The 15,401-nt window shown below is 56.5% G+C and carries 17 protein-coding genes; 6 read left to right on the forward strand and 11 right to left on the reverse strand.

Annotation, left to right across the window (positions count from 1 at the left end; all coding sequences use genetic code 11):
• Positions 1-18: 18 nt before the first annotated feature.
• The gene (locus ACXADZ_RS17015) at positions 19-897 is read right to left on the reverse strand and encodes a LysR substrate-binding domain-containing protein (RefSeq protein ID WP_475198160.1); all 879 of its coding nucleotides are present in this window, start codon (positions 895-897) and stop codon (positions 19-21) included.
• 117 nt (positions 898-1,014) lie between these two features.
• Between ACXADZ_RS17015 and ACXADZ_RS17020 the strand changes: the two genes are divergently transcribed.
• The 3 genes from ACXADZ_RS17020 (at position 1,015) to ACXADZ_RS17030 (ending at position 3,282) form a co-directional block, all read left to right on the forward strand.
• Positions 1,015-1,764, forward strand: coding sequence for an SDR family oxidoreductase (locus ACXADZ_RS17020; RefSeq protein ID WP_475198161.1), 750 nt, complete (start codon positions 1,015-1,017; stop codon positions 1,762-1,764).
• Between the two features lie 17 nt (positions 1,765-1,781).
• A complete protein-coding gene (locus ACXADZ_RS17025; protein WP_475198163.1) occupies positions 1,782-2,186 on the forward strand; it encodes an ectoine synthase in 405 nt (134 codons plus the stop codon).
• A gap of 178 nt (positions 2,187-2,364) precedes the next feature.
• The gene (locus ACXADZ_RS17030; RefSeq protein WP_475198165.1) at positions 2,365-3,282 is read left to right on the forward strand and encodes an endonuclease/exonuclease/phosphatase family protein; all 918 of its coding nucleotides are present in this window, start codon (positions 2,365-2,367) and stop codon (positions 3,280-3,282) included.
• Between the two features lie 41 nt (positions 3,283-3,323).
• On the opposite strand, the gene ACXADZ_RS17035 is transcribed toward ACXADZ_RS17030, so the two are convergent.
• Both ACXADZ_RS17035 and ACXADZ_RS17040 read right to left on the reverse strand, forming a co-directional pair.
• Positions 3,324-3,860 (reverse strand): SRPBCC family protein, encoded by a 537-nt coding sequence (locus ACXADZ_RS17035; RefSeq protein ID WP_475198167.1) that lies wholly within the window; start codon positions 3,858-3,860, stop codon positions 3,324-3,326.
• Between the two features lie 99 nt (positions 3,861-3,959).
• Positions 3,960-4,610 (reverse strand): carbonic anhydrase, encoded by a 651-nt coding sequence (locus ACXADZ_RS17040; RefSeq protein ID WP_171092950.1) that lies wholly within the window; start codon positions 4,608-4,610, stop codon positions 3,960-3,962.
• Between the two features lie 144 nt (positions 4,611-4,754).
• Between ACXADZ_RS17040 and ACXADZ_RS17045 the strand changes: the two genes are divergently transcribed.
• The 3 genes from ACXADZ_RS17045 to ACXADZ_RS17055 all read left to right on the forward strand — a co-directional run bounded on the left by ACXADZ_RS17045 (position 4,755) and on the right by ACXADZ_RS17055 (position 7,324).
• Positions 4,755-5,144 (forward strand): hypothetical protein, encoded by a 390-nt coding sequence (locus tag ACXADZ_RS17045; protein ID WP_475198170.1) that lies wholly within the window; start codon positions 4,755-4,757, stop codon positions 5,142-5,144.
• 63 nt (positions 5,145-5,207) lie between these two features.
• Positions 5,208-6,590, forward strand: coding sequence for a leucyl aminopeptidase family protein (locus ACXADZ_RS17050; RefSeq protein WP_475198172.1), 1,383 nt, complete (start codon positions 5,208-5,210; stop codon positions 6,588-6,590).
• Complete coding sequence (locus ACXADZ_RS17055) at positions 6,587-7,324, forward strand: C40 family peptidase (protein ID WP_475198174.1); 738 nt, start codon at positions 6,587-6,589, stop codon at positions 7,322-7,324. The genes ACXADZ_RS17050 and ACXADZ_RS17055 overlap by 4 nt, the downstream gene beginning before the upstream one ends.
• Here ACXADZ_RS17055 and ACXADZ_RS17060 read toward each other — a convergent pair.
• From ACXADZ_RS17060 to ACXADZ_RS17095, 8 genes are all read right to left on the reverse strand, one after another.
• Positions 7,321-7,671, reverse strand: coding sequence for a DUF2794 domain-containing protein (locus tag ACXADZ_RS17060; protein ID WP_171092942.1), 351 nt, complete (start codon positions 7,669-7,671; stop codon positions 7,321-7,323). The two genes, ACXADZ_RS17055 and ACXADZ_RS17060, sit on opposite strands and share 4 nt — an antisense overlap.
• 73 nt (positions 7,672-7,744) lie before the next feature.
• Positions 7,745-9,409 carry an ABC transporter permease gene (locus ACXADZ_RS17065; RefSeq protein WP_475198176.1) on the reverse strand — a complete coding sequence of 555 codons (1,665 nt, stop codon included), beginning with the start codon at positions 9,407-9,409 and terminating at the stop codon, positions 7,745-7,747.
• A gap of 122 nt (positions 9,410-9,531) precedes the next feature.
• A complete protein-coding gene (locus tag ACXADZ_RS17070) occupies positions 9,532-10,749 on the reverse strand; it encodes a phenylacetate--CoA ligase family protein (protein ID WP_475198178.1) in 1,218 nt (405 codons plus the stop codon).
• Between the two features lie 19 nt (positions 10,750-10,768).
• Positions 10,769-11,602 (reverse strand): ABC transporter ATP-binding protein, encoded by an 834-nt coding sequence (locus ACXADZ_RS17075; RefSeq protein ID WP_171092937.1) that lies wholly within the window; start codon positions 11,600-11,602, stop codon positions 10,769-10,771.
• A 99-nt stretch (positions 11,603-11,701) separates the two neighbouring features.
• Positions 11,702-12,985 (reverse strand): ABC transporter substrate-binding protein, encoded by a 1,284-nt coding sequence (locus ACXADZ_RS17080; protein ID WP_171092935.1) that lies wholly within the window; start codon positions 12,983-12,985, stop codon positions 11,702-11,704.
• A 74-nt stretch (positions 12,986-13,059) separates the two neighbouring features.
• Positions 13,060-14,136: a branched-chain amino acid ABC transporter permease gene (locus ACXADZ_RS17085; protein WP_475198180.1), complete on the reverse strand. Its 1,077-nt coding sequence runs from the start codon at positions 14,134-14,136 to the stop codon at positions 13,060-13,062.
• A gap of 3 nt (positions 14,137-14,139) precedes the next feature.
• On the reverse strand, positions 14,140-14,397 hold the full coding sequence (locus ACXADZ_RS17090) for a hypothetical protein (RefSeq protein ID WP_171670162.1): 258 nt from the start codon (positions 14,395-14,397) through the stop codon (positions 14,140-14,142).
• A gap of 3 nt (positions 14,398-14,400) precedes the next feature.
• On the reverse strand, positions 14,401-15,387 hold the full coding sequence (locus ACXADZ_RS17095) for a branched-chain amino acid ABC transporter permease (protein WP_475198183.1): 987 nt from the start codon (positions 15,385-15,387) through the stop codon (positions 14,401-14,403).
• Positions 15,388-15,401: the final 14 nt, after the last annotated feature.

The following is a 15,401-nucleotide window of genomic DNA, read 5'->3' on the forward strand; positions in this document are numbered from 1 at the left end:
CTCGACTTGAAAACGGGATCAAATCGACATGAGCCATTTCTTGAAAATTCTCACTGTGACCCGTTCCTGATCGCCGGGTCGGCAGACAAAGTACAACCCACGATCCAATGGTACACTGCTGTCGTCAAGACGGATCAACCGGCCAAGCTTCAAGTCTCGTTCCGCCAAAAGATGCCGAGCCAATGCAACGCCTTGGCCGTCGATTGCTGCCTCAAGCAATACGGCACTATCTACGTATTTTATGTTTTGCGATTTGATCTGATCAGTGCTCAGCCCGACTTGCGACGCCCAGCTCTCCCACCCGACATTGAACGCATCGTGCAATAATGGAAGTTCCGCGACGTCCTTAGCGCGCATAGGGTGCCGTGACGTTCCAACAAGGGACGGCGCAGCTACGACAACCAGTTCCTCTCGTCTGATTTGTTCGTGATGCAAGCCTTCCCAATCAGGTTTTCCAAACCGCAGGGCGACATCGACCTCGGACGTGTCGAAATCCGCAAAGCCATCATTTGTATCTAACAACAATGCAATACCCGGATGTTCCTGTTGAAACGAAGTGAGCAGCGGTACAAGCCATTTGAGCGCCAGTGAGGTGGACAAGGATACTGTAATTGACTGGCGATGATGTAACCGCTTCACCTCTGTTACGCCCAACTGCAATGCCGAAAACGCGCCACGCGTTGATTGATACAGGCGTTCTCCGGCATTGGTGAGTTCGACACCATTGGGACGGCGATGAAAAAGCGTCGCGCCAAGATGCAGTTCCAACAACTTGATTTGCCGACTGATCGCCCCGTGGGTGACATTCAGAACATCTGCGGCCTTGGTCAGGCTGGAATGAGTTGCGGTTTCGTCGAATGCCTGCAGGGCACGAAGGTGTCTAAGGTTTTCAGGCATGTGAGAAAACCTAATACCAATCTTCAAAAAACTCGATAGGCGATAACCAATCTTAGGAATTAAATTGCCTGGTATTCAGAAAAACTCACATACTGCAATAGAATGAATGAGGACACCATGCCCAATACCAAAGTCGCCCTGATGACAGGCACAGGACAAGGCATTGGCCGGGGTTGCGCCATTGAAATGGCAAAGGCAGGTTACAAGGTTTCGCTGATGTCGCCGTCCAACCGCTCGGTCCAACTGGCAGAAGAGCTTGGAGGCATCGGCCGCCGCGGTTCAGTACTGGATGTCGATGACTTGCAAGCGATGATCAACGACACCATGAGCAAATATGGGCGGATTGATGCAATCGTCAGCAATATGGGTCATGGCGGATCGGTGCCCGAAGCCATCAAGACCGTAGGTTTTGATCCTGATTTTGATGGGCCTTTGTTAGAGCTCAGCGACGCTTTGTGGCACGAAAGCCTGGACATGTATGTGCTTAACGTTGTGAAGATCGCCCGTATTGTCACACCGATCCTGATCGAACAAGGCGGGGGCGCTTTCGTGAATATTTCGTCCATGAATGCCGTCGAACCGCGCGCTGCCTATCCCATGAGCATGTTGCGCGGCGCCCTGCACAGTTTCTCAAAGCTGTACGGGGATCGGTATGCACGACACAACATTCGTATGAACAACCTGTTGCCGGGATTCTGCGAAAACGTGAACCTGTCCGACCGGGCCCGTCGGGAAATCCCGGCTCAACGGCCAGCGACATTCGAAGAAATCGGACAAGCTTGTGTATTTCTCGCGAGCGATGCGGCACGCTATATTAATGGACAGAATATTCTGTCCGATGGCGGGATGAACCGCGCGGTACGATAACAACAAGGCGGTGAAAAATGGTTGTCAAAACACTCAAGGATGTTCTTGGTTCAGACCACGACGTTTCCGGACCAGGCTGGAACAGCAGAAGGTTATTGATTGCCAAGGATGGTATGGGGTTTTCACTGACGGACACGATCATCAAAAAGGGTGCGGCACTTGAGCTGGAATACACGCATCATTTTGAGGCGTGTTACTGCATCTCAGGAAAGGGCCAAATCCGTGCTGCCGATGATGAAACCTGGCACGCGCTGGAACCATTTACCCTCTACGCACTGGATCACAATGACCGCCACGTGGTGCGCGCCACTGAAACTGATTTGCGGCTTGTATGTGTTTTCAATCCACCGCTTAGTGGGCGTGAAGTGCACCGCGAAGATGGAAGCTATGCAGCGCCTGAAACAGAATCCTCGGTATCGTGAACCGCGCCAGTCACGGCTCTAAATTGAACCAGCGCGTCGGCACGACCGCGAACCCAACAATTCCCAACCAGTTGACAAAGATGGGCGGGCTTGCCACCTAAATACCAAGCTTTGATTGCGGCAGATGTGACAAACCAAGTCACAAGACATGCCGCGCGCAAGGTGGTTGAGGCAGAGCATGCAGGTTCCGACCGTACGCAGAATTGGCAGAACTCTGACCATCGGGTGCGCGAGTATTCTGATGGCGCTTGTCGTTGTTGGCTTTACCGGACAGATTTTTGCGGTGGGGGACTCGGTTGCCCTGCTGCGCCCTCAGGCGGGGGTTTTGCTTTTGCCTTGTGCCGTGTTGCTGCTCTACTTGCGCGCAAGATACATGGCTCTGACAACCTTGGCTGTTGCTGTGATGGCTCTCAGCTCCATTGCCGCCAGCTATGCCGCGCCCTCTAATGAATGCGACGGAACTTGCTTGACGCTGTATCAAAAGAACCTGATGAGCAAGGCTTGGCCTCGCTATCCTTTGGCGGACGATATCATCGCCTCCAACGCCCAGATCGTGACTTTGCAGGAGGTATCCAGTCACAACCAAAAATACATGAACAACCTCTTCGAACACTATCCATCCAAGGCCGTATGCAGCTTTCGCCCCGAGCAGAGCGTTGCCATCCTGACGACACTGCCTATCGTCGAAAACTCAGAGTTTTGCCTTAAGGGCAGTGGATTGGTCGGCGTACAGGTCGAGGCACCCGATGAGACTGCGGTTTGGATCGTTTCGGTGCACCTGAAATGGCCGTTTCCATACGATCAGGCACAACAAAGCCAGGTTATCGCGGATCGCATCGCGGATCTGGACGGACCTGTCCTGATCGCGGGGGATTTCAATATGGTGCCTTGGGGGGCCAGCGTCCAAAGGATTGCGGCGGCGGCAGACAATCAAAGTTTCGGAACTGCGCTGAACACGCATAACCTCGGCAGTTGGAAGGTGCCGTTACCGATAGACAACCTGCTGTTTCCCAAAGGCACAACCGGAACTGTCGAACTGCGCCCGTTCATGGGATCGGATCATCTTGGGAAACTTGCCCGATTTCGCATTGAATAGTGTCTAAACACCGCTGTTCAGGGCAAGTTTAATGCGCGTGATCAACTGTTGTTTTCGACCAGCGTTTTCAAATTGGTCAAGCCGCGCTGGTAGTCGCCGCCCACCCAATTATCCATCATCAACCCCATCCATCTGGACATCGGATTAAGACCCAAATTAGATTCAAAGCCCCAGGTCACCAATGTCGCCCCTCCATCCGGTTCCAACAGGAAGAACGCCGAGGCTGTCCCCATCGGACCGAAATCCAGTTCCGTTAGGACCTGCTGATTCTCAGTACTTTCGACGATCACCTGCGAACCAGTACCAACCTGTGGATGGTCCGAGGCCCAGTTCAGAGTGTTTCCGACCCCACTGTCGGGTCCGGAATAGGTGAGTTGGGTGTCAGGATCACGGTGCAGCCAAGGAGACCATTGTTCCGTCTCTTGCATGGAATTCACGTAGGGAAAAATCGCCTCGGCTGGCGCATCGATGGTGATGCTGCGGGACACTTCGGCCTTGCCGGGCAACAGATACGACACCGCGGTCAGCGCAACAACAAGCAGGCCCAATCCCGCCAGAATGCGTAAAAAAACTTTCATCTCAATCTCCGAAACTGGAAACGCATGCACATATCATACAGGATTGCGGCTCTGAATCAGAACCGTAATGCGTTTCGTTTCTTCGATGTCAGATTGGTGTCAGACCGAGACAAACTTCTTTTGATGGGGATCAAAGCATTCCAGACCACCCGCGCCGATATCAGTCCACAAACCATGCAGGCTCAGCGCGCCCTCTTCGACCGCCGAAGAGATAAACGGGAAGGTCATCAGGTTTTCCAAAGATGCCACAACCGCCTGGCGTTCGAATTGCCTGGCTTGATCGACCGGGTCTTCGATGTCCGCGACCAGCCCGTATTTTGGTTTTAGGATGTCCATCCAACGGCCAACAAAGCTTTCTTTGGCTTCCAGTTGCGGCGCTTCGCCCTTGCACATGTCGATGCATCCCTGAACGCCGCCACATTGCGAATGGCCCAACACGATCAGATGCGCGACCTTCAGCGCGGTAACGGCGTATTCAATCGCGGCACTGGTGCCGTGGTGATCGCCATCAGGCGCGTAGGGTGGAACCAGATTGGCGATATTTCGGTGAATAAAGAAATCACCCTGGTCGGCCCCGAACATCGAGGTCACATGAACCCGGCTGTCACAGCAGGAAATCACCATCGCGCGGGGGCGTTGCCCCTCTTCTGCCAACCGCTTGTACCAAACCTGATTCTCGGAATAAGTTGTGGCTTTCCACCCGTGATACCGCTTGACCAGATAGGTCGGCAAAGGCTTGGCAAAGTCCATTATGATGTCCCAGTTCTTCTCGCTTTAGGACGCTCTAAACCGAATTCAAGGAAAATTCGACCCATTATCCGATTTCCCCGCAAGGTTTTGCAAAGGAATTTACCTCCAATATCAGTTCCACGCCGTGGGGGCGTTAGAACTAGGGTGAATGTGGTGGATAAGATTACAACGCTTGAACACAAAGAATCCGTCCGGCTGGACCCGGATCAACTCAATGGGCTGTACCGCCAATTGGGGGACAAGAACGCGCTGGACGTGCTGTGCCGCACGGTTGAAGAACTGGCTGTACGCCTTTCAAACTGCGAACGACACTGGCGGCATCGCGAATGGGCCAATCTTCGCAAATGTGCCAAATCGTTGGTCGCAATCTCTGAGCAAGTCGGGATGACGGCGCTGGCGCGTGTAGCCACTGATGTGGCCCAAACCGTCGATGCCGGTGATGCCGTAGCAGCGGGTGCAACGTTGGCGCGACTGATCCGCGTCGGTGAACGCTCTTTGACGGCCGTGTGGGATCAACAGGATCTTTCCGTCTGACAGGGGTTGCAGGCGGATCAGGCGCGGCTAGTCTGGGCTTAGAAATCAACTGCTGAGACACATATGACTCTGTCCTTTGCCGCATCCTCCGACACCTCGATACCGCTTCATGTAATCGCCCAACCGGACCTTGAAGCGTGGCTGCACGAACAGACGCAGCACGTGCAATCCTGGGTCGCAGTAAACGGGTTTTCAGCGGCGCTGGGTCAGACTTTGCTGGTGCCCGATGCAACTGGCACGGCAGAGGTCGCGCTTGCCGGATACGGAACCGATGAAAAGCGCGCGCGCAAACGGTTCCCACTGGCCGCTGCTGCCCTGTCCCTGCCGGAAGGCGTCTATCATATCGCGTCCGGCCTCCCTTCGGATCGGTTAGAGATTGAGTGTTTTGGCTGGCTGATGTCTGGCTATGCCTTTGATCGCTACGCCTCACAATCCGGTGGATCAGCGGCTTTGGTCGCACCGGATGGGGTGGATGCGGCGCGTATCGAAGCAATGGCGCAGGCCGAGGCTTTTACGCGCGATCTGGTCAACACACCGGCGTCAGATATGGGACCCGAACAGTTGCAACAGGCGGCAGAGGCATTGGCCGGAGAATTTGGCGCTGCGTGCAACGTTACCCTGGGTGACGCGCTGTTGGATCAGAACTTCCCGATGATCCACACAGTCGGGCGCGCCGCGGAACAGGCCCCACGACTGATCGAACTGAATTGGGGAAGCAGCGGCCCCAAACTGACGCTTGTGGGCAAGGGCGTGTGTTTTGACACAGGGGGGTTGAACCTGAAACCGGGCGCTTCGATGGGCCTGATGAAAAAAGACATGGGCGGGGCCGCCAATGTGCTTGGATTGGCACGCATGATCATGGCGCTGAATCTGCCGGTGCAGCTGCGTGTCCTGATCCCGGCTGTCGAGAACGCGGTTGCGGGCAACGCGTTCCGGCCCGGTGACATCTTGACCTCACGCAAGGGTCTAACGGTTGAGATCAACAACACCGACGCTGAAGGGCGTTTGGTTCTGGCCGATGCCCTGACGTTCGCGGATGAGGGTGAGCCCGATCTGGTGATCTCGATGGCCACGCTGACCGGCGCGGCGCGCGTCGCCGTGGGCCCCGACTTGGCCCCGTTCTATACGGATGACGAGACCTGTGCGTTGGCTCTGTTCAACGCTGCAGTTGTTTCGGCCGATCCGGTCTGGCGTATGCCGTTTCACACACCTTACGAGGCGATGATCGAACCCGGCATCGCCGATCTGGACAATGCGCCTTCGGGCGGGTTCGCAGGTTCGATCACCGCCGCCTTGTTTCTGCGCAGGTTCGTAGGATCACGCCGCTATATCCATTTCGACATCTACGCGTGGCAACCCAGCAAGGAACCCGGGCGCAGCAAGGGTGGTCTGGGTCAAGGGCCGCGCGCGATTCTGAACGCTTTGCCCGAGATGTTGGGCCTATGACTCGCCTGCGCATATCCAAGCCCGTGGTTGATCTTTTGCGCGACCCTGAAGGGCCTCGCGACAGGCAGGTGCTTTTCGGTGATACGGTTCAGGTTGCAGATGAAAAGGACGGCTGGAGCAGGGTCATCGCCGACAAAGACGGGTACACTGGTTGGGTGCAAACGGATCAATTGACCCATGACATCCCCGCCACCCATTGGATCAAAGCACCTGCGACTCATGCCTATGAAAACGCAGACTTCAAAAGCCGCGATCTGGTATCGCTCAGCTTCGGAAGCAAGATCCATGTTTTGACGGAAGCAGATCGGTATCTGGAAACCGAGTTGGGCTTTGTTCCGAAGGTACACACCGCACCAATCTCTGAGTCCCCACAAGACCCTGTCGCAGTCGCCAAGTTATTCCTTGGGACGCCCTATTTGTGGGGCGGAAACAGTCGGTTTGGTATCGATTGTTCCGGACTTATCCAAGCAGCGCTCTTGGCCTGCGGCGTGCCGTGTCCCGGCGACAGCGGTGATCAAGAACGTACTTTGGGCACGACACTCGCCGACGGGTCAGCCCCCCAAAGGGGCGATTTGTTGTTCTGGAAAGGTCATGTGGCCTGGGTGTCCGGGGACAACATGATTTTACACGCCAACGCCAGCCATATGGCGGTAGTGTTTGAACCTATGGATCAGGCTATTGAGCGTATTCAGGCGCAGGGTGATGGTCCGGTCACGGCCCGAAAAAGGCTCTAATCGGGCTTAACTGCTCGGATCAGCTTACGCTCCAACACCCGAAGAACCGCACGCAAATCGTGGCCGCGCTTCAGGATGCGACCGTCCATGCCGACAACCGAATACATCCCCTGTCGGGACCTTAGCCGCGGGTGTTTTTCGACACGATAGATCGGGTGTTCAGCAGTGCGCCGGAAGATCGAGAACACTGCCATGTCGCGCAGGTTCGAGATACCGTAGTCCCGCCATTCTCCGGCGGCGACCATCCGGCCATAAACGGACAGGATTTGGGACATCTCATGCCGGTCAAAGGCGACGGGCATCTGCGCTGCACTTGCCGAGAACCGGCTGGGAGGCTGCATATTCATACCTCCAGCCTTGCCGGAAATCGCGTTTGAATCAAGCCTGATGCGTTACGACCCCAGAATTCAGGCAGAAGTGTTACCGCCGACCAACCTGACGGCAAATCAGGATCACCGGCAACAAACCAACGGCCAGAATGACCAGTGATGGCACGGCCGCGCCCTCCAACCGCTCATCCGAAGCCAACCTGTAGGCTTGCACGGCCAAGGTATCAAAGTTGAACGGCCGCATGATCAGCGTGGCGGGCAATTCCTTCATCACGTCCACAAAAACGATCAACAGCGCCGTCAGAAGGGAAGGCGTCAGAATAGGCAAATGAACACGCCGCAAGGTCCCCAGCGGTGACTGACCCAGTGACCGCGCAGCAGCATCCATATTGGCGTGCACCGTGCTTTGACCCCCCTCATAGGCGCTGAGCGCGGCTGCTAGGAACCGCACCATATAGGCAGCGACAAGCAACCAGATCGAACCTGTGACCAGCAATCCGGTGGATACATCGAATGTCTCGCGCATCCAGGCATCCAGCGCATTGTCGAACCCGGCGAACGGTACGATCAGACCCACCGCAATCACGCCCCCAGGCACGGCATATCCCAACCGCGCCAGATAAGCCGTCGCAGAGGATGCCCGCCCGGGCCTTAGACGTTGGAAGAACCCGATGCTGATCGCCGCAAAGACAGTGATGACCGCTGCCGTCCCGGCCAGAGTCAGCGAGTTCTGGATGAATCCGATATAGCGCCGCGACAGCAGGTTTTGTTCCGATTCCAGCCCCATCTCGACCAGAATGATCACAGGCAGCAAGAACCCGAACAGAACCGGTATCGCACACAGCAGAAAGGCCCCAAAGGCGCGCAGGCCCGTCAGATCGGCTGCCGGTTGCGCAACATGTTGTTTTCCTGCCTGATAATACTTCGCCTTTCCGCGTTGGGTGCGTTCAGCCACAGCCATGAACAAGGCAAAGACCAGAAGGCACAGCGCCAATTGCGCCGCCGCCGCGCGGTCCGCCATGGAAAACCAACTGGTGTAGATACCGGTCGCAAAGGTCTGCACGCCGAAATACGAAACGGTGCCAAAATCCGCGATGGTCTCCATCACCGCCAACAGAACGCCGCCCGCAATCGCCGGCCGTGCCATAGGCAACGAAACGCGCCGAAACGCCAGCCACGGGTTGTTCCCCAACGCCCGGGCCGCCAAAAACGCCGTTGCGCTTTGCTGCAGAAACGCGGCACGCGCCAGCAGATAGACATAGGGGTACAGAACAAGGATCAGCATCACCGCTGCACCTTCGGTCGAGCGTATTTCCGGGAACCAATAGTCGCGCGGACCCCAGCCCGTTACGTCCCGCAATGTGCTTTGTACGATCCCCGGATGGTCCAGAATGAACGTGTAGGCATAAGCCAGAACATAGGCCGGGAAAGCCAATGGTAGAACCAGGGCAATCTCAAGAAACCTCACACCCGGAAATCGGGTCATCGTCACCAGCCAGGCCGCGCCGGTGCCGATGCAGAACGTACCTGTTGCGACAAGCACCACAAGGATCAGCGTGGTCACCGTATAGCTCGGCAGAACGGTTTGCATCAGGTGCGAGATCGTATCGGTCCCACCCGTCACCGCTGCCAGCACCACCGCAACCATGGGCAGCAGGCAAGCCGCCGCCACAAGGTAAGCGATCCCAGCCAGCAGGCGGGTTCCGCGTACGCCACGATTGCGCGATCCGTTTTGTGAGTATTCGATCTGGGCCATCATCCCGGCTTGTGACTGGCAAAGGCGAAGGGTTCGCCTTTAATCGACCAAAAAGCTCGGAAACACCAGTGCACCCGGCAACAAATCTGCGGCATTTAACGCCGCAGACGTGCTTTTTGCAGCTATTCGTAGACCCTTTGATCCTCGATGACCAAACCGTCTTTGGGAAGTGAGCCCGGGGCTACAACCTCGATCGCGCCTTTCAGCTTCAGCACTTCGGCCACCGACTTAGCATAGGCCGGGTTATCCCCGCCTGCGCTTTCGATTTGTACGGTCATCGTGTCCATCTCGCCTTGACGCATCGCGATGACGCGGGCTTTGACAATCTCGTCATGTTTGTCGACCAGTGCCGCCACCTGTTCCGGGCGCACGAACATACCTTTGATCTTGGTGGTCTGGTCCGCGCGGCCCATCCAGCCCTTGATCCTCGTGTTGGTGCGGCCGCAAGGCGAAACACCCGGCATAACGGCAGACAGATCCCCTGTCGCAAAGCGGATGAGCGGGTAATCAGGGTTCAAAGAGGTCACGACAACCTCGCCCACTTCACCCGGGGCGACCGGAATACCAGTGCCGGGGGTCACAATCTCGACGATCACATGTTCGTCGATGATCATCCCTTCCATTGCTGCGCTTTCGTAGGCGATGTTACCAAGATCCGCCGTCGCATAACATTGCAGGCACGAAATTCCGCGATCCGCATATTCCTGACGCAATGACGGAAACAGCGCCCCGCCGCCAACAGCAGCTTTCGAGAAGTTCAGCGAAACGCCCATCTCATCGGCTTTGTCCAGAATGACTTTCAGATAATCCGGCGTTCCTGCGTAGGCCGTACAACCGACATCCCGCGCGGCTGTAACCTGCAACTCGGTCTGACCAGTTCCAGCTGGCAGAACCGCCGCCCCGACTGCACGTGCACCGTTTTCAAAGATCATGCCCGCCGGGGTCAGGTGATAGCCAAAACAGTTCTGCACAATATCACCGGCGCCTACACCCGCGGCATTCAGGAACCGCCCCATGCGCCACCAGTCGTGATCCGTGCTGCCCGGTTCATAAATTGGGCCCGGCGACTGGAATACATGATGAAAATGCCGTGCCGGTTTCAACGTGAACCCTCCAAACGGGGGACGTTCGGCTTGCGCGCGGGTCAGGTCCGACTTTCGCAACACCGGCAAAAGCGGCAAATCTTCTGTTGAAACCACTTTATTAGTGTCTGAATCCGTCAGATGCGCCGCGAACCCGGGCGCGGATGACACGCGCTTGATCTGTTCGACAAGCGCTGCCGCCTGATCGGAGGCGCGTTGGTCTGCCGAACGGGTTTCGAGTGAATCGAAATAGGTCATCGCAATATCCTCCATCCGCTCACAGCCACCTCTTGCGACGGCGGTAAGACCGCACGTCACGGAAGCTCTTGCGGCCTTCATCTGACATGCCGAGGTAGAATTCCTTAACATCCGGGTTCTCGCGCAGCTCGGCAGCAGGGCCGTCCATCACCACGCGCCCGGATTCCAAAATGTATCCGTAATGTGCAAACCGCAGAGCCACATTTGTATTCTGTTCTGCCAAAAGGAAGGACACGCCTTCTTTTTCGTTCAGGTCTTTCACAATGCCAAAAATCTCTTCGACCAGCTGCGGCGCAAGACCCATTGAGGGCTCGTCCAACAGGATCGTTTCAGGCCGCGACATCAAGGCCCGACCCATAGCAACCATTTGCTGTTCACCGCCCGAGGTATAGCCCGCTTGTGACTTGCGGCGTTCTTTTAGACGCGGGAAATAGTTGTAGACCAGTTCCAGATCCTGCTGGATCGCTGCAGACCCATCTTTGCGGGTATAGGCCCCCGTCAGCAGGTTTTCTTCAACAGTCAGGTGTTCAAAACAGTGGCGACCTTCCATCACCTGGATGACGCCCTTTTCCACCAGATCAGCCGGGTCGCTTTCATGTACGCTTTGACCGCGATACTTGATCGAGCCTTTGGTGACCTCACCCCGTTCCGAATGCAGCAGGTTTGACACAGCCTTGAGGGTTGTCGTCTTGCCAGCGCCATTGCCTCCCAGCAATGCCGTGATACCGCCTTTGGGCACAGTCAGGCTGACGCCCTTCAGCACGAGGATTACGTGATTGTAGATCACCTCGATATTATTGACTTCAAGCAGGGTTTCCGCCTGCACGTCAGTGGTATTTGCCGCATCCAGCATCAGCGCGTGTCCTCATGCCTTGTTCTGTAGGAGCGGCAGAAAAACCGCCGCTCCGAACGGGTTACGAGGCCCAGACAAGACCTGGGCCTCGGGATTTGCTTACTCGCAGCGCTGCGAGATGTTGTTTTCGGCCGCATAGGCTGCCGAGTCTTCCTCGATCAGCGCGTTGATGACCTCGACGTCAGTTGGCTTGAAATCCTGAACAGGGTTCCATGTTCCAGCGGCTGCATCCCACTGGACAACACCGACAAGACCCGGACCGCCGTGATTGTCACACGAGACCGCGAATTCAGGTCCAAACCCGGCCATGCCCAGCGCTTCCATCTTGGCGTTGGTGATTTCAAGCGCTTCCATGCCATCGCGCATCATCGACGCGTCGATATCTGCGGTGCCGTGCATCTCTTGCGCGGTTTTCACCGCTTCAGCGGCAAGCATCGCGGCATAAAGACCACGGTTATACTGCACCGTGCCCAGCTGATCGCCCGCACCTGCGGCCTTGCCAGAATCGACAACGTATTTCTGCAGATCGTCATAAACCGGGTAATCGTCACCCAGCCCCGTGAAGGTCAGCGCCTTGTAACCGGTGGCCTTTTCACCTGCGGGTTGCACGTCGAATTCAGCGCCGGACCACCATACACCGATGAAGTTTTCCATCGGGAAGCGGATATTGGCAGCTTCCTGAACCGCAACCTGGTTCATGACACCCCAGCCCCACATGATGACAAAGTCAGGCTTTTCACGACGAATTTGCAGCCATTGCGACTTTTGTTCCTGACCAGGGTGGTCGACAGGAAGCAGTGTCAGGTCATAGCCATGCTTTTCGGCCAGTGTCTCGAGCGTGCGGATCGGCTCTTTGCCGTAAGCCGAGTTGTGATAGACCAGCGCAATCTTCTTGCCGCTCAGATCTCCGCCGTTTGATTCCAGTAGATAATTGATCGCGCCTGACGCGCCATTCCAGTAGTTGGCAGGATAGTTGAACACGTGGCTGAACACTTTACCGTTCGCCGCCGAGGTTCGGCCATATCCCATCGTGTGCAGCGGAATGCCGTCTGCGGTCACCTTGGGAATCAGCTGATAGGTAATGCCGGTCGACAACGGCTGATACACCAGCGCGCCTTCGCCCTTGGTGGATTCATAGCATTCCACACCTTTTTCGGTGTTATACCCGGTTTCGCATTCCAGCACGCGGGCAGGAACGCCTCCGATGCCGCCATCGCGTTCGTTCAGCAGGGTGAAATAGTCGGCATAACCGTCAGCAAACGGGATACCGCCTGCAGCATAAGGGCCAGTCCGGTAGCTGAGCGACGGGAACACAAGGTCGGCCATGACCGGACCTGCGGCCATCACGGCGCCCAGCGCCAGGGTTGCCAGTTTCTTGTTCATCGGGTGTCTCCTCCCTTGATTGATCCGATGTTGTGTTTCAGGCTTTCCGCCTGTCTTTTCCTTGGGCCAGCCCCTTAGTGCGGGAATGGCCAGAGCCTGAGCTTTTCTTTCGCAACGCGCCACAATTGGGCCAGCCCGTGTGGTTCGAGGATCAGGAACATGATGATCAGCGCACCAACGATCACGAGGTTCAGATGCGCCACGATATCTGTCGGCCAGCCAAGCAGGTCGACACCAAGCAGCTTTAGAACCACAGGTAGCAAAACCAGGAAGGCCGCCCCGGCGAATGACCCAAAGATCGAGCCTAACCCGCCAATAATCACCATGAAGAGCACCAGGAATGATTTCTGGATACCAAAGACCTCACCCACTTCGACTGCACCCAGGTAAACCGCAAAGAACAGCGCACCTGAGATTCCGACAAAGAACGAACTGACAGCAAATGCAGTGAGTTTGGCCTTGAGCGGGTTCACTCCAATGATTTCGGCGGCGATGTCCATATCGCGGATCGCCATCCAGGTCCGACCTGTTGTTCCACGGGTCAGGTTACGCGCAATGATGGCGCAGACTGTCAGGAAGATCAGACAGAACAGGTATGTGCCCCAGGCTGGCGCATTCGGACCGGTGATGATGATGCCGAACACGTCCCGTTCGGGCGCGTTGATCTGACCTGATGCCGAATAGTTGTAGAACCACGGCACCCGGTTGAAGAGCCACACCAGAAAGAACTGTGCCGCCAACGTGGCCACGGCCAGATAAAACCCTTTGATCCGCAGTGAGGGCAGGCCAAACAAGACGCCCACAATGGCTGTGATGCCCCCAGCGAGGATCACGTGGATGAACATGCTGACATCGGGGAAAGCGGTCATCAGCTTGTAGCAGGCATAGGCCCCGACCGCCATGAAACCGCCCGTACCCAGGCTGACTTGTCCGCAATAGCCCACCAAAATGTTCAACCCGATCGCGGCAATCGCATAGATCAGGAACGGCAGCAGCAGCGCGTTCGCCCAATAGTCGTTGATGATAAAGGGAATAATCCCAAAAGCCACCGCCAGGACGACGTAATACCGGTACCGGTCGAACTTGATCGGGAAGGTCTGGCTGTCATCAATGTACGAGGTTTTGAAATCCCCGGCCTCACGATAGAACATGTCTTACTTTCCCCATTCTTCCTGCGCCCGGTTCCGGGTCGCGGCGTCCAGTTGGTTGGATCCTTTGGCATATCCGCTCGCCTCTGAGGCGCGCACCAGTTTCAAGTAGGCCAGGACCCCCATGATCAGGCCCGCAAAGGCCAGAATCGCAGCGATGGTCAGCTGGCCTTCGGTCAGATCATCCGAAGTCAGGGCGATATACCCGAAGGCCCAGAACCCGGCCCATGCGATCACGTTGATGATGGCGATCAGCTTGGTCATGCACTACACCCTCTCAATGATCTTCTCGCCGAACAGACCCTGCGGTCGAAACACCAGGAAGATCAGTGCAAGAACATAGGCAAACCAGTTCTCGGTCGCGCCGCCCAAGGCGGGGCCAAGCGCGAATTCGAAGAGTTTCTCGCCCACACCGATGATCAGCCCGCCCACAATGGCGCCGGGGATCGAGGTAAACCCACCCAGCATCAGCACCGGCAGCGCCTTGAGCGCGATCAAAGACAGCGAGAACTGAACGCCCGATTTGGTGCCCCACATGATCCCTGCGACCAGAGCGACGAAGCCTGCCACCGACCAGACCATGATCCAGATGAAGTTCAGCGAAATCCCGACCGACAGCGCCGCCTGATGGTCATCCGCCACCGCGCGCATCGCGCGGCCTTGCTTTGTGTACTGGCTGAACGCGACCAGTGCTGCCACCAACAGTGCCGCGATGACCGTCGCTACGATGTCCAGATTGTCGATGAAGAAACCGTAATCGAAGATGTTAAAGGTCGTCTCGTCGATCCACAGGTTGATCCCTTGTGGCAGACCAACATCAAGCGTCTTGATCTCGGACCCCCACATCAGGTCGGCCACGCCCTCAAGGAAATAGGCCAGACCGATGGTCGCCATGAACAGGATGATCGGCTCTTGCCCGACCAGATGGCGCATCACGAAGCGCTGCACCGCCCAGGCCAACAGCACCATAACCGCCATTGTAAGAATGATCGCCACCAGCGCAGGCACGTTCCAGCCGAAGTAATGAATATGAGTGCCGAAGATCGCGTTGATCAGATGCGCAAACGGAACCTGCCCATTCATAATCCCAACCAGCGTCATCGCCGCAAACAGGGCCATAACCCCTTGCGCATAGTTGAAGATCCCGGACGCCTTGTAAATCAGCACAAAGCCCAACGCGACCAGGGCATAGAGCACTCCTGCCATCAGGCCGTTGAGGATGACCTCCATTGCAAAAACGAGTTGTTCAGGCATCTAGGCCTCCCCAA

This window comes from Ruegeria sp. ABM4_193 (assembly GCF_056158705.1).

Coding starts and splice junctions, on each gene's coding strand:
- ACXADZ_RS17040 (WP_171092950.1), bottom strand. CDS start 4,610: ATGGACTTTGCCAAGCCTTTGCCGACCTATCTGGTCAAGCGGTATCAC.
- ACXADZ_RS17020 (WP_475198161.1), top strand. CDS start 1,015: ATGCCCAATACCAAAGTCGCCCTGATGACAGGCACAGGACAAGGCATT.
- ACXADZ_RS17080 (WP_171092935.1), bottom strand. CDS start 12,985: ATGAACAAGAAACTGGCAACCCTGGCGCTGGGCGCCGTGATGGCCGCA.
- ACXADZ_RS17075 (WP_171092937.1), bottom strand. CDS start 11,602: ATGCTGGATGCGGCAAATACCACTGACGTGCAGGCGGAAACCCTGCTT.
- ACXADZ_RS17095 (WP_475198183.1), bottom strand. CDS start 15,387: ATGCCTGAACAACTCGTTTTTGCAATGGAGGTCATCCTCAACGGCCTG.
- ACXADZ_RS17085 (WP_475198180.1), bottom strand. CDS start 14,136: ATGTTCTATCGTGAGGCCGGGGATTTCAAAACCTCGTACATTGATGAC.
- ACXADZ_RS17025 (WP_475198163.1), top strand. CDS start 1,782: ATGGTTGTCAAAACACTCAAGGATGTTCTTGGTTCAGACCACGACGTT.
- ACXADZ_RS17035 (WP_475198167.1), bottom strand. CDS start 3,860: ATGAAAGTTTTTTTACGCATTCTGGCGGGATTGGGCCTGCTTGTTGTT.
- ACXADZ_RS17090 (WP_171670162.1), bottom strand. CDS start 14,397: ATGACCAAGCTGATCGCCATCATCAACGTGATCGCATGGGCCGGGTTC.
- ACXADZ_RS17060 (WP_171092942.1), bottom strand. CDS start 7,671: ATGAATATGCAGCCTCCCAGCCGGTTCTCGGCAAGTGCAGCGCAGATG.
- ACXADZ_RS17030 (WP_475198165.1), top strand. CDS start 2,365: ATGCAGGTTCCGACCGTACGCAGAATTGGCAGAACTCTGACCATCGGG.
- ACXADZ_RS17070 (WP_475198178.1), bottom strand. CDS start 10,749: ATGACCTATTTCGATTCACTCGAAACCCGTTCGGCAGACCAACGCGCC.
- ACXADZ_RS17050 (WP_475198172.1), top strand. CDS start 5,208: ATGACTCTGTCCTTTGCCGCATCCTCCGACACCTCGATACCGCTTCAT.
- ACXADZ_RS17065 (WP_475198176.1), bottom strand. CDS start 9,409: ATGGCCCAGATCGAATACTCACAAAACGGATCGCGCAATCGTGGCGTA.
- ACXADZ_RS17055 (WP_475198174.1), top strand. CDS start 6,587: ATGACTCGCCTGCGCATATCCAAGCCCGTGGTTGATCTTTTGCGCGAC.
- ACXADZ_RS17015 (WP_475198160.1), bottom strand. CDS start 897: ATGCCTGAAAACCTTAGACACCTTCGTGCCCTGCAGGCATTCGACGAA.